Origin of the sequence: Imperialibacter sp. (genome assembly GCF_048007035.1) — a bacterium.
Lineage (GTDB): Bacteria > Bacteroidota > Bacteroidia > Cytophagales > Cyclobacteriaceae > Imperialibacter.
The window spans coordinates 688,173-701,430 of sequence record NZ_CP180355.1 but is presented as its reverse complement, the minus strand read 5'-3'; the positions used below and the strand labels follow the sequence as shown (position 1 = coordinate 701,430).

General features: G+C 45.2%; 10 protein-coding genes. 6 read left to right on the top strand and 4 right to left on the bottom strand.

Annotated elements, in window-relative coordinates; all coding sequences use genetic code 11:
• Window positions 1-17: 17 nt before the first annotated feature.
• A complete protein-coding gene (locus ACMVP2_RS03165) occupies window positions 18-509 on the bottom strand; it encodes a hypothetical protein (protein ID WP_416866675.1) in 492 nt (163 codons plus the stop codon).
• A gap of 185 nt (window positions 510-694) precedes the next feature.
• Between ACMVP2_RS03165 and ACMVP2_RS03160 the strand changes: the two genes are divergently transcribed.
• The gene (locus ACMVP2_RS03160) at window positions 695-2,035 is read left to right on the top strand and encodes an IS4 family transposase (protein ID WP_416864363.1); all 1,341 of its coding nucleotides are present in this window, start codon (window positions 695-697) and stop codon (window positions 2,033-2,035) included.
• Between the two features lie 158 nt (window positions 2,036-2,193).
• On the opposite strand, the gene ACMVP2_RS03155 is transcribed toward ACMVP2_RS03160, so the two are convergent.
• Window positions 2,194-2,748, bottom strand: a complete 555-nt coding sequence (locus tag ACMVP2_RS03155) for a dihydrofolate reductase family protein (RefSeq protein ID WP_416866674.1) — start codon at window positions 2,746-2,748, stop codon at window positions 2,194-2,196.
• Window positions 2,749-3,044: 296 nt separating this feature from the next.
• Between ACMVP2_RS03155 and ACMVP2_RS03150 the strand changes: the two genes are divergently transcribed.
• The 4 genes from ACMVP2_RS03150 to ACMVP2_RS03135 all read left to right on the top strand — a co-directional run bounded on the left by ACMVP2_RS03150 (window position 3,045) and on the right by ACMVP2_RS03135 (window position 9,130).
• On the top strand, window positions 3,045-4,385 hold the full coding sequence (locus tag ACMVP2_RS03150) for an IS4 family transposase (protein ID WP_416864363.1): 1,341 nt from the start codon (window positions 3,045-3,047) through the stop codon (window positions 4,383-4,385).
• A gap of 221 nt (window positions 4,386-4,606) precedes the next feature.
• Window positions 4,607-5,380 carry an enoyl-CoA hydratase/isomerase family protein gene (locus ACMVP2_RS03145; RefSeq protein WP_416866673.1) on the top strand — a complete coding sequence of 258 codons (774 nt, stop codon included), beginning with the start codon at window positions 4,607-4,609 and terminating at the stop codon, window positions 5,378-5,380.
• 632 nt (window positions 5,381-6,012) lie between these two features.
• Entirely contained in the window at window positions 6,013-7,209 is a 1,197-nt protein-coding gene (locus ACMVP2_RS03140) for a S41 family peptidase (RefSeq protein ID WP_416866672.1), read from the top strand.
• 13 nt (window positions 7,210-7,222) lie between these two features.
• On the top strand, window positions 7,223-9,130 hold the full coding sequence (locus tag ACMVP2_RS03135; RefSeq protein WP_416866671.1) for a RecQ family ATP-dependent DNA helicase: 1,908 nt from the start codon (window positions 7,223-7,225) through the stop codon (window positions 9,128-9,130).
• A 70-nt stretch (window positions 9,131-9,200) separates the two neighbouring features.
• Here the strand turns inward: ACMVP2_RS03135 and ACMVP2_RS03130 are convergent, their stop codons facing one another.
• On the bottom strand, window positions 9,201-10,823 hold the full coding sequence (locus ACMVP2_RS03130) for an IS1634 family transposase (RefSeq protein ID WP_416866670.1): 1,623 nt from the start codon (window positions 10,821-10,823) through the stop codon (window positions 9,201-9,203).
• A gap of 108 nt (window positions 10,824-10,931) precedes the next feature.
• Between ACMVP2_RS03130 and ACMVP2_RS03125 the strand changes: the two genes are divergently transcribed.
• Window positions 10,932-11,171: a hypothetical protein gene (locus ACMVP2_RS03125; RefSeq protein ID WP_416866669.1), complete on the top strand. Its 240-nt coding sequence runs from the start codon at window positions 10,932-10,934 to the stop codon at window positions 11,169-11,171.
• On the opposite strand, the gene ACMVP2_RS03120 is transcribed toward ACMVP2_RS03125, so the two are convergent.
• Complete coding sequence (locus ACMVP2_RS03120) at window positions 11,164-13,245, bottom strand: ATP-binding protein (protein ID WP_416866668.1); 2,082 nt, start codon at window positions 13,243-13,245, stop codon at window positions 11,164-11,166. The two genes, ACMVP2_RS03125 and ACMVP2_RS03120, sit on opposite strands and share 8 nt — an antisense overlap.
• Between the last annotated feature and the right edge of the window lie 13 nt (window positions 13,246-13,258).

The following is a 13,258-nucleotide window of genomic DNA, read 5'->3' as shown; positions in this document are numbered from 1 at the left end:
ATTCATCAATCAATTGTTCACCACCTTCCGGAGGAATCACCATTGTGGTTGTGCCACCTAGTCTTAGCGCTTTGTATTTGGATGAGTATAAAGCCATTAGTTTCGCTTCGTCTTCCTTCCTTTCTTTCTTCAAATACGTCAAATGCAAGCCATCCTAAATAATCGCCCTTTCCATTGACAAAGCTCAGTCTGCAGGCGAATGCAATCAGGCATTCCGCAACATTTCTCAACTTACCTTTCTCGTGTCTATTGTGCGGAGCTATTTCAATGTAAGCCATGTAAGGCTCAACAGTATTCTTCATTTCGAAAATCAAGCAACCCTCAATTATTTCCGGTGAATGCGAGCAATAGAGAACATAAGTTTGACGATTTTTCCTTTTAGCGTGCTTGTTGAAATTAAATCTCCATCCGTCGGTAACGGAAGGCAAACCCGTTCGTACCTGATAATTTGAGGCAATTTTTGCGCTGAGTATCTTATCACTTTCTGCTTCAATTACCTTGACATTCATCCATAGCAATTTACGAAGATAGGATTGAAATGTTATACAAAATGTATAATACTTTCAAAGGGGGGGATTTTTCCACTGACGTCCGGGAACGAACCGATCCATATTCACCACCGCAATGGCTCGTGTCTTCACCATAGCCGTCAACCTAAGCGAAAAAGGGCTAGGAAAAGAAACTGAACTCGATTTTGTGCCGAAAAATCAGGAATTTCTCAAAATACCTCTCAAAATTTGTTTCTGATGAGCGTATTGAGGCCATTGCAAAAGCATCGTCATTCAAAAAGCGTAAGTCGGTCATTTCGCCAAAGGCATTTCTGGACGTGGTTTTTTTTAGCAATAATGGCAAATGCCCTTCTCTATCTGAATACAGTATAGATCTTGCACATCATCATGGCGTGAGTGTTTCTAAACAAGCTCTTGATAAGCGTTTCAATAAAAACACAAAACAGATGCTTGCAGGACTTCTCCAAGAGGTATTGACACAGCAAATGGCCCATAATTCAGAAGAAAGCATTCCCTCCAGTTGGTTTACTGATATCCGTATCATGGATAGTTCAGAATTTAAAGTATCCAAAAAGGTAGCAGATACTTTTCCTGGGTATGGAGGAGAGGGAAGGGAAGCCAGTGTTCAAATCCAATTTGAGTATCAGTTGCTAGGCTCTAAGGTAACCGAGATTTCCATTGGCTCATCACGAGATTCTGATAGCATTGAGGGGATGAAGAATATTGAGAAGGTACCTCCCAAAACATTATTGCTAAGAGATTTAGGGTATTTTTCTCCTAAGGCATTTAAAGAGCTAAGCAGCAAAGACATCTACTTTATCAGCAGGGCAAAGTCACAATGGAATTTCTATATCCTCAAGGAGGGAGAATACTCATTACTTCCAACAGCCTCTATTATCAGCTTATTAAAGGAAAAGAAAGAAAGGTATCTGGACATGGATGTATATGTTGGCGAAAAAACTCGTACTAAGGTACGGCTTGTGGCTAATTTGCTCACAAAAGAACAAAAGCAGAAACGCTTAAGGAAGAAATCAGCGAATAGAAAATTAGGGACTGACGTGTTAGAGGCCATTGGCTTGAATCTATTTGTAACCAACGTGGAAAGGGAAAAATGTACCGCCTCTCAGATTTATGATCTCTACACATTGAGATGGCAGGTAGAACTTGTCTTTAAAACCTGGAAAAGTGTGATGAGATTACATAAAATACACCCAGTGAATGCGACCCGTTTAGAATGCATCATTCTCATCAAGCTGCTGTGGGTAATGTTAAACTGGACTTTTCTTAATCACTTAAAGAATTTAACCCAAAAGGATTTGAGCTTTCATAAGCTAGTCAGTACGCTACAAGGGCGATCTAAAGTGTTAACATTACCTGTGCTGCAAAACAGTCACCGACTCATCGAATGGCTGACGGATTTGTATCGAATCAGCAACGCATTTCATGAAAAAGAGTATAAAAAAGGGCAAAAAAAAGTATCAGATATTCTTACCAAAACATACTTAAATGTAGTCTTAAACCAGTAAATTAGATCAACAAAAACGGTCGGCCATTCCGATAAATGGCTTTCAAAAAACATGGAAAATAAAACTCGGCCATGCGGAATGGCCTTGCCATATCCACCAATTATTTCTTAGGTTGACGGCTATGGTGGGACACGAACCAAGGGGTTGGAGTGGGGCAGTCATTTCTTCACCGCCTCATAGTAAAGCACCAGTTGACCGGCTTTGAGGGCTTTTGTTTTGATGAGCTTGAGCGTAGCCATGTCGTCGATGTCTTTGAACAGCCGCAGTCCTTTTCCGGCGATGATCGGGTGCACACAAAGATGGTATTCGTCGATTAAACCATGTCTCGTAAGGGCAGAAATTAAGCTCGGGCTACCCAAATAAATGTCTTTGCCGGGTTGCTGCTTCAGGGCCAGCACTTCGTCCTGAAGGTCGCCTTTGGCTAGTGTGACATTGGTCCAGTCCACACTTTTCAGCGTGCGGGAAAAAAGGATTTTTGGGATGTTCTCCAGCAGCACAGCAAATTCATCGATTGGCTGGTTGCCGGTGGGGTTTTTCACCACGGTGGGCCAGTAGCTCTCCATCAGCTGGTAGGTGGTTCTGCCATAAAGCAGGACGCCGGCGCTGCGCAATGCATCGTTGAAATGCGCATGTAATTCGTCGTCTGCAATTGCGGACGTGTGGTCGCAGAACCCGTCCAGGGTCATATTGATGGAGGCAATTACTTTTCTCATGGCATGATGTTTAGGCCGGTGTCTTTACTTGTGTGTTGAAGGTCGAAGGCCTGAGCTAATAAAGTTAATTTTTGTGTCGGAGATTGCAAGCGTTTTCCCGGGCATTTCCAAAAGGTTTTCGAGGCGTTGAACAACTTTTTCTATTGCGGAAAGACGCCGAAAGAGTGAAACTACAGGCCTGTGCGACCCGGTGGCCGCTGGCAGCAGAGGGCGGTACTCTCTCGGCAGTGGTTTGTGTTTCACCATAGCCGTCAACCTAAGCGAAAAAGGGCTAGGAAAAGAAACTGAACTCGATTTTGTGCCGAAAAATCAGGAATTTCTCAAAATACCTCTCAAAATTTGTTTCTGATGAGCGTATTGAGGCCATTGCAAAAGCATCGTCATTCAAAAAGCGTAAGTCGGTCATTTCGCCAAAGGCATTTCTGGACGTGGTTTTTTTTAGCAATAATGGCAAATGCCCTTCTCTATCTGAATACAGTATAGATCTTGCACATCATCATGGCGTGAGTGTTTCTAAACAAGCTCTTGATAAGCGTTTCAATAAAAACACAAAACAGATGCTTGCAGGACTTCTCCAAGAGGTATTGACACAGCAAATGGCCCATAATTCAGAAGAAAGCATTCCCTCCAGTTGGTTTACTGATATCCGTATCATGGATAGTTCAGAATTTAAAGTATCCAAAAAGGTAGCAGATACTTTTCCTGGGTATGGAGGAGAGGGAAGGGAAGCCAGTGTTCAAATCCAATTTGAGTATCAGTTGCTAGGCTCTAAGGTAACCGAGATTTCCATTGGCTCATCACGAGATTCTGATAGCATTGAGGGGATGAAGAATATTGAGAAGGTACCTCCCAAAACATTATTGCTAAGAGATTTAGGGTATTTTTCTCCTAAGGCATTTAAAGAGCTAAGCAGCAAAGACATCTACTTTATCAGCAGGGCAAAGTCACAATGGAATTTCTATATCCTCAAGGAGGGAGAATACTCATTACTTCCAACAGCCTCTATTATCAGCTTATTAAAGGAAAAGAAAGAAAGGTATCTGGACATGGATGTATATGTTGGCGAAAAAACTCGTACTAAGGTACGGCTTGTGGCTAATTTGCTCACAAAAGAACAAAAGCAGAAACGCTTAAGGAAGAAATCAGCGAATAGAAAATTAGGGACTGACGTGTTAGAGGCCATTGGCTTGAATCTATTTGTAACCAACGTGGAAAGGGAAAAATGTACCGCCTCTCAGATTTATGATCTCTACACATTGAGATGGCAGGTAGAACTTGTCTTTAAAACCTGGAAAAGTGTGATGAGATTACATAAAATACACCCAGTGAATGCGACCCGTTTAGAATGCATCATTCTCATCAAGCTGCTGTGGGTAATGTTAAACTGGACTTTTCTTAATCACTTAAAGAATTTAACCCAAAAGGATTTGAGCTTTCATAAGCTAGTCAGTACGCTACAAGGGCGATCTAAAGTGTTAACATTACCTGTGCTGCAAAACAGTCACCGACTCATCGAATGGCTGACGGATTTGTATCGAATCAGCAACGCATTTCATGAAAAAGAGTATAAAAAAGGGCAAAAAAAAGTATCAGATATTCTTACCAAAACATACTTAAATGTAGTCTTAAACCAGTAAATTAGATCAACAAAAACGGTCGGCCATTCCGATAAATGGCTTTCAAAAAACATGGAAAATAAAACTCGGCCATGCGGAATGGCCTTGCCATATCCACCAATTATTTCTTAGGTTGACGGCTATGGTGTTTCACGAACGCAGGGGTAGAGACATTGTAATTTCTGCCCCCATTATTTGCCTACTACCTTCCTCTCCTTAAATTCACACCAAAGAGAAGCGACATGGACCTGATAAAATATGAGACCGGTGAGCGGCTGGCGTGGATCACACTGAATCGCCCCGAGAAACGTAATGCGCTGAGCTATGAATTGGTGGCTGAGCTAAAGGAAGCCTTTCAAAAAGCAACCTACGACCCAAAAGTGAAGGTGATCATCCTGAAGGCCGAAGGGACTTCTTTTTGTGCCGGTGCCGACATCGCCTATTTGCAGCAATTGCAAAGCAATACCTACGAAGAAAACCTGGAGGACAGCATCCACCTGAAGGAGTTGTTTGAAATGATCTACACCATCCCCAAAGTGGTGATTGCCCAGGTGCAGGGGCCTGCCATTGCAGGTGGCTGTGGCCTGGCCACCGTTTGCGACATGGTCTACGCCGTGCCCGAAGCCCAGTTTGGCTACACGGAGGTGAAGATTGGCTTCATCCCAGCCATTGTGATGGTGTTTCTGGTGCGGAAGCTGGGAGATGCAAAGGCAAGGGAGCTACTGCTGACAGGCCAGCTGATAGATGCAAAAAAGGCGTGGGAGTTGGGTATTGTAAATGAGGTAGTTGAAGCGGACAGGCTGGCAGCCAGGGTGGAGGAAATGGCAGCGAGACTCATTAGCAGCAACTCCGAGCAGTCGATGGGCATGACCAAACAAATGATGGCCGAGGTGCAGCAGATGTCCATTGTGGATGCTTTGCAGTATGCCGCCGAACAAAACGCCGTTGCCCGCTCGACCAAAGACTGCAAGAGAGGGATGGCAGCCTTTTTGAACAAGGAGAAGATCAGCTGGTAGGGCCAAAAGCCCAAATTTCAAATAGCAAAAGACAAATAAATCTCAATTCTCTAAATTCAAAGCCAGAAACCTGGGTCTTCGTAAGCCTGGTTTGAGATTTTACTCTTTTGTGTTGGTGCTTATTTGTTTTTTGAGCTTTGTTTTTTGATGCTTGCTCTCTTTTTGAACAAGGAGAAGATCAGTTGGTAGGGCCAAAAGCCCAAATTTCAAATAGCAAAAGACAAATAAATCTCAATTCTCTAAATTCAAAGCCAGAAACCTGGGTCTTCGTAAGCCTGTTTTGAGATTTTACTCTTTTGTGTTGGTGCTTATTTGTTTTTTGAGCTTTGTTTTTTGATGCTTGCTCTCTTTTTGAACAAGGAGAAGATCAGTTGGTAGGGCCAAAAGCCCAAATTTCAAATAGCAAAAGACAAATAAATCTCAATTCTCTAAATTCAAAGCCAGAAACCTGGGTCTTCGTAAGCCTGGTTTGAGATTTTACTCTTTTGTGTTTGGTGCTTATTTGTTTTTTGAGCTTTGTCTTTTGATGCTTGCTCTTGCTATTTGATTATTTGCAGCGGCTATTGTTGGTTCTTCTACCTTCCCGTCCTTAGTTTTAGATTTACTCATACTTACTACTCATTCGTAGCATCATGAAACGTTTTTTCTTCCTTCTCCTGGCCATTCTTTTTAGTCTTTCCGGTAGCATAGCGCAAAACGCCATTGCCCCGCTTTTCCCGGTAACAATCACCCACGATTTCAGCAATCCGGACAAGACTTTTAACGACGTGAGAGAGCTGATCCTGAACAACTATTACTCTGCCGAAATCACAGAACAAGCGCTCTACTGGGCTGCTATCGAAGGCATGCTGCGCCACATTTCACCACCTGAAAACCCCGGGCTGGCAAAAATATGGACGCCGGAGGAGTACGAAAACATTCTGAACTCACTCAAGGGCGTAAAGGTGTCGCTTGGTTTCAACAGCACCTTCAATACCAATGATGGTAGCCTTACAGTGACAGAAGTGCTGGAAGACTCACCTGCCGTGGGCAAGCTGCAGTTATATGATCGCATCGTGCGCATCAACGGCGAGGTGCTGAAGGGCAAAACACTGGCCTTTGTCAACGACCTGCTCGATGGGCCAGCCGACTCAGAGGCCACACTGAAGGTGATCCGGGACGTCAGCGTGATGGACGTAAAGCTGAAAAGAGCTGCCTTTCCTTCCAACGACCTGAAAGTGACTGTACTTCCGGGGAGGCCAGCGGCCCTGGTAGAAATTAAAAATGTGTCGCAGGGGCTTACACAGCAGCTGGCTGCCGACTTGCAAAAACTAAAAGAGCAGGGGGTAAAGAAAATGCTGCTCGACCTGCGCAACAACCCTGGCGGGGTGCTGAATGAAGGGGTGAACATAGCCAACCTGTTTTTAAGCAAGAACAATATCATTGTGCGCACAGTGGCCCGCAGCGACAAGGCTACACCCATTGTGGCTGACAGAGAGGCACCTTTCGATTTTGAAATGGTGGTGCTCGTGAATAAGAGCACCGCTTCTGCTGCTGAGATCATCGCTTCTGCTTTGCAGGATCACAAACGGGCGACCATTATAGGCACCAAGACATTTGGCAAAGGGGTAATTGAAACCACCTACACGCTCGAAAACCAGTACCGGGTCAAATTCATCAGCAGTGCTATGTACTCACCTGCCGGGCGGTCGTGGCAGGCCAGCGGTGTGCTGCCCGATTTTCTTGTGCAACAGGATCCTTCAGTGAGTGAGTCGATGGCGAAGCTGCCCATCGACCAGCGGGTAAGTAACGATATTTACATCATTACAGCTATCAAGCTTTTGCAATAGATATCTTCGAATAGTGAAAGCACCAGCCGACATATTAAAGCAATATTGGGGATACGAGGCCTTCCGGCCCTTGCAGGAAGACATTATCCAAAGCGTGCTCGACGGTAAGGACACACTGGCCCTCCTGCCCACGGGTGGCGGCAAATCCATTTGCTTTCAGGTGCCTGCCCTTTGCATGGAAGGGATTTGCATAGTGGTGTCGCCGCTAATTGCCCTGATGAAAGACCAGGTGTTCCAGCTGCAAAAGCGGGAAATTGAAGCCGAGGCCATCTACTCAGGGATGAGCAAAAGAGAAATAGACATCATTCTCGACAACTGCATCTATGGTAACATTAAGTTCCTGTACGTTTCACCGGAGCGGCTGCTGACGGAGATTTTCATCGAGCGGGCGGCCAAAATGAAGGTGTCGATATTGGCCATCGACGAGGCACACTGCATTTCCCAATGGGGTTACGACTTCAGACCGCCTTATCTGCAAATAGCCGATTTCAGGGAAAAGATTCCCGACGCCAAACTCATTGCTCTCACCGCCTCAGCCACGCTGAAAGTGCAGCAGGACATACAGGACAAGCTGAGGATGAAAGCAGCAGCTGTTTTCATGAAGAGTTACGCCAGAAAGAACCTGTCGTACTCGGTGTTTAAGGTCGAAGACAAGGGCAGGAAGCTGCTGGAGGTACTCACCAATGTTCCTGGATCGGCCGTAGTGTATGTGAGGAGCCGCAAGCGCACCGAAGAACTCGCCAAATGGCTCATGTCGAACCGCATTTCTGCCTCCTACTATCATGCAGGGCTGAACGCCATGGAGCGGGCCAACCGGCAAACTCACTGGATTGATAACAAAGTGCGGGTGATGGTGGCTACCAACGCTTTTGGCATGGGCATCGACAAACCCGATGTGCGGGTGGTGGTCCATGTCGATATTCCTGACAGCCTCGAGGCCTACTATCAGGAAGCGGGTAGGGGAGGCCGTGACGAGAAGCTCGCCTATGCAGTCATGATTTATCTGGCAGCGGACGTAAAGGAATTGAAGGAACGCACCCTTCGCTCCTTGCCAGAGGTGGAGTACCTCAAAAAGGTATACCAGGCACTGGCCAACTACTTCAAACTGGCGGTGGGCAGTTCACAATTTGTGTCGTTCGACTTTGATTATGAACAGTTCATCAAAACCTATCAGCTGAATCCGTTTGAAGCCTTTGCTGCGTTGAAAAAATTAGAAGAGGAAGGCCTGATCCAGCTGACTGAGAGTTTTTACCAACCATCGAGGCTGTTTGCTCAGGTCGACAAGCAGGAGCTTTATAAAATACAGGTGGCCAACGCTAATCTGGATCCTGTGATCAAGGCTACGCTCCGCCTTTTCGGTGGTGAGGTGTTCGCTCATTTGACCACAATTTCCGAAAGTGACATTGCCAGGCTGGCCAATTGCACGAGGGCTGAAGTGGTAAAGCAGTTGACGTATTTGGACACACAGGGGGCCTTTGTGTACGAAAAAATGAAAGACTCGCCCCAGGTGCAGTTCCTCACTCCCCGCCAGGATGCCGCCAAGCTTTCCATCGATAAGCAACGCCTGGCACAGCGAAGAGAAGAGTTGATTGACAAGGTAGACGCCATGGTAAAATACCTTCAGCAGGAAGTGAGGTGCAGGACGCAGGTCATTCAGGAATACTTTGGCGAAGAAAACGACATCCCCTGCGGGATGTGCGACTACTGCATCAGGCAAAAGAAGATCCTTCAGTCGGAAAATGACTTCAATAAACTGCTAACACAGCTGACGGATGAAATTGGAAAGAATCAGGTGTCGCTGGAGCAACTAATGAAGGGGTATTCTGGCAAGACAAAGGAAGCGAGAATGTACGGGATCAGACACTTGCTGGATGAAGAAAAGGTGCGATACAATGAAGTAGGGAAGCTGATGCTCACCTGAGTTTGACACGATTTTGAGTTAAGTATCTGATATATAAGTAATTAAAAAATTGCTTTCGATATACAGGATTTTATAAGTATTTGATTGTCTGATCCTTAGAAAAAAGGTCAGGCAGGTTCTTTTCAGCCACTGCTTGTAGTAATTGCTGTGAGATTTCAGAGGTCTTGGAGCGCAGGTAGAAGTATTGATCGGCTTGTTTGACAAGGCTGACTTGCATTTTGGACAAGTGGGTTCGGATGGTTTGCTCTGTAAGTGGGGTGCCTTGTTTGGTTAGCCGAAGTTGTAAATGGTTTAGCATGCTATAGGCGATATAGCACAGACAAATGTGACCCTGGATACGCTTATTGGTCCAGTGGAACATCGGGCGGGTTTCCAGATAGCCTTTGAAGGTACGGAAGCTATGCTCTATCTGGTATAGATGGTGGTAGTGATCCAGCACCTGTTCATGGGAGAGTCCTTTGGCGTGGTAGGCGATGGCAAGGAAGCCGTCATACTTTTCGCTTCGTTTGATTTTTTCAGTATCAACCACATACTTTTCCCCTTCGGTATTTTTGAGGTAGTAGTGATGGGCCTTCTTTTTGAGTTGCGTTGGGTTTTTGAGCAACAATTCAGCCTTACGAAGCTTTTCTTCTCTTTCTTGTCGATCTTTTTCAGCTCGCTTTTCGCTGTAGGTAGCTATGATCTTTCGCTCATTGTATTCCAGGACAGTGTAGCGCACTTTGACCGGCTCACGCTCCGAACCTACTGAAGAACTCATCCATTGATGGTGATAGTTATCCAGATCGATCAACCGGGCCTGGATGGGTTTGGGGAGTACCTTGAGCCGCTCTCCCATGATGAACTCATAGCCTTTGTCAACAGTGACTTGCAGGTTGTCAGTATTGAGCATGCCTCGGTCGGCTACCAAGACGATGTTTTCGATCTGGTATTCTTTCTTGAGGCTTTCCACCATTTCTGTGTAGGTGTATCCTTCCCACAGGTCTCCGCTATAGAGTTTGTAACCGATGGGTTGCTTGTATCTGTCAATGAGCATGGCAAAAACCACTTGTGTGCTTCCTATTTTGCCATCTTTGCTAAAGCCTTTCTGACGCAATGCTCCTTCCTGTTCTATTTCTGATTCAAAATAGAAGGTGGTCACGTCATAGAACACCACATCTAATTTCTGGTTGAACAGGTCTCTACCCGTTTGGAAAATGGTTTGCTGGATCAGTTGGCTATGGTCAGCCAGGTAGTCCAGACTCCTGTAGAGGTGTTGCAAGGACACCTGAGCCAGTCCCAGGTATTCTTCCTGGTGGAAAAAGCTACCCAGCTTGCTACAAGGATCATTGAGGCGCTCAATGAGCAGTAGTAAAACCACTTCAGTAAGAGAGAAGGTCAGCTTTTTCTTTTTGGTGATCCGCTGAAATATGCGATCAAGGCCGTAATAGTGGAGTATTTTACGGTAAACCAACAGAAAGCCGTAGTTATATCTACCTTCTTCGCTGACCTGCTCACCGAGTAAATCCTTCAGATTTCCACCACCTAATTCATAGAGCCGCTGGCCCATTCGTTTCAGAGACTCGGGCGAAAAACTGTCTACCCGCCCCAGGCTGTAAAGCGTTTTGGTGCGTGGCTTGCCATCCTGGTCACGATAAGACTCAACGATGCGGATATAATCACCTGATGGCTTCTTGTCGATAATGATACTAGGCACTCAAAATCTGTTTGAGGCAAATCAAGCCACTATCTGAAAGAAAATCAAGCGAGTTTTCGATATACAAATTTCTGAAAAGTAGTCTAAAAAGTGCCCATACACATCGCAATGGCACTTTTTCAATTTCAGCGTGTCAAACTCAGGAAGAAGATCCTTCAGTCGGAAAATGACTTCAATAAACTGCTAACACAGCTGACGGATGAAATTGGAAAGAATCAGGTGTCGCTGGAGCAACTAATGAAGGGGTATTCTGGCAAGACAAAGGAAGCGAGAATGTACGGGATCAGACACTTGCTGGATGAAGAAAAGGTGCGATACAATGAAGTAGGGAAGCTGATGCTCACTTAGCCAGCATCGTCGGTTGAGGCACGTGGCTATTTTCCAATGTTGGAATGCTCACAATAAAACGGCAGCCCCTGCCAATATCACTTTCTACCTGAATATCCCCTCCCAGCGCCTGGGTTAGCTTTTTTGCTATTGACAAGCCAAGGCCTGTGGAAGACTCATTTCCGGTTACCTTGTTGCTGGTGGTGGTGTATTTGTCAAACAAGGTCAATTGTTCCTTTTTAGAAATGCCAGGCCCATTGTCTCTCACGATGATGGCGCAATGCTTAAGCTGCATGGCAAACTCCAGGCTTACAGTGGCACCCGACTGGCAATACTTTATAGCATTCGACAAAAGGTTGGAAAGGATTTGCGAGATGTAGTCGCCGTCAGTTAGCACCTTGTGTTTTTTACGTGTTGGGGTAAATAGCAGCTCGATATCTTTTGATGCAGCTTTTGGACTAAACTCACTCATCGTTTCAACAATCAAATCATTGATACTCACCATCTCAAGCTCTGGTACCCTGCTGGCTGGTGAGGCTTGCTCATTCCTGCCCAGGAATTTAGAAATGCTGCTATTGATTCGCTGGCAGATGGATGCTATCAGTTGTACATATTCTTTTCTCTCTTCGGGGGTAGTGGCTTCATGCTCCAGCAGCCCGGCGATGGAAACAATATTGTTAACAGGGCTGCGCATGTCGTGTGCCACAAGCTTAATTAAGTCACTTTTCTCGTCGTCAAGTTTCTTTAATTCCAAATTTTTTCTATTCACTTGTTTGTTAACAGCATAGAGCTTTTTTGTGATCTTTTTTAGCTTTAGCTGGTCAAAAGCAATGAATGCGAGCAGGGCCACAAAGAAAAGTGTAGCGGCCAGGTAATACTTTGACAAAGTGCTGGTGCTTGCCAATTCCCCCTGTGTAGCTTCAAGTTGATTGTTGAGGGCTTTGATTTTAAGGTTGGATTTTTGAATCTCGAAAGAGGCCACCATATCTGCAATGTAGTTCTTGTAGCCTTCCGAGTTAATTGAATCCTGAAGGGTGTAAGCCCTTGAAATATCCCTTAAAGCAGGTCCTTCCAACCCCATTTTTTTAAGGATTTCGGCTTTGGTGAAGAGTACCCTGGTGAGCAGGGCAATGGCCTTGGTCTTCTCACTCTGTATGAGCGCAGAGTCGATCATCTCAAGCGCACTTCTCAGGTAGTTTTGTTTCAGGCAAACGCTAGACAGATCCAGCATTATTTCTCCTTTTTCAATATCGTTGGTGCCCTCGTCAATGACGGTTTTTGCCTCAAAAAAGGACTTTTTAGCCTCTTTGTAAAGGCCTTTTTCCAGATAGAATTTCCCCAAAGCCCTGAGTCCGGCTGCATTGATTCTCGGCGATAAGTTCTCTTTTCCTATCAGCACCAGCCCCAATTTATAATTCTCGAGGGCCAGCGTGTCTTTATGCATGCCAGCGTATATGTCTGCCAAAAGAATGTGGGAGAGTCCACCTTCAATTTTGACACCATTGCTCAGGCTGAATTGATCACATTCCCGCACCCTGTCAAGCGCCTTCTGGAACTCTTTATTTTTCACATAAACAGCCGCTTCATCGTAGTAGCAATAGGCTATTAGCTGGTTTTCATTTCCCTGGCGGTAAACATCCATAGCTTCATTGAGGTATTTCAAAGCGTACTCATGGAAACCGAAGGCAGAGTAAACAAGGCCAATGCAATGTAAGGATTCGCCAATGAGCCGGTAATCATTGATTTCAACGCTAATATTTCTGGCCTGTTCAAGCAACGTAAGAGCCGGAATGATTTCTCCATTATTTAGCTTCATCATACCCTCCTCCTTTGTTGCGAAGGCCAGACCTGCATTGTAGTCGAGCTCTCCAGCCAAACTTTTTGCTTGCTGGATATAAGCGCTGGCTTTTGAGGGATCGGATATATTGTAGTAAAGGGAAAGTTTGTTGAGCACGTCCACAAGTTGCTCTTTCTCACTGGTTTGGAGCAGGTTGATCAAGCTGTCCCGACTTTTGTCAGAAGGGAAATAGACGGAGTCAGCCAATAGATTGGCTGAAATAGAAAGGGTTACAACGAAGAGAAGAAGTGATTTCACCTTTATAAAAAGT

What these genes read in the sequence shown, in the direction of transcription:
- ACMVP2_RS03125 (WP_416866669.1), top strand. Translation starts at nt 10,932, where the DNA reads ATGGCACTTTTTCAATTTCAGCGTGTCAAACTCAGGAAGAAGATCCTT.
- ACMVP2_RS03140 (WP_416866672.1), top strand. Translation starts at nt 6,013, where the DNA reads ATGAAACGTTTTTTCTTCCTTCTCCTGGCCATTCTTTTTAGTCTTTCC.
- ACMVP2_RS03155 (WP_416866674.1), bottom strand. Translation starts at nt 2,748, where the DNA reads ATGAGAAAAGTAATTGCCTCCATCAATATGACCCTGGACGGGTTCTGC.
- ACMVP2_RS03165 (WP_416866675.1), bottom strand. Translation starts at nt 509, where the DNA reads ATGAATGTCAAGGTAATTGAAGCAGAAAGTGATAAGATACTCAGCGCA.
- ACMVP2_RS03145 (WP_416866673.1), top strand. Translation starts at nt 4,607, where the DNA reads ATGGACCTGATAAAATATGAGACCGGTGAGCGGCTGGCGTGGATCACA.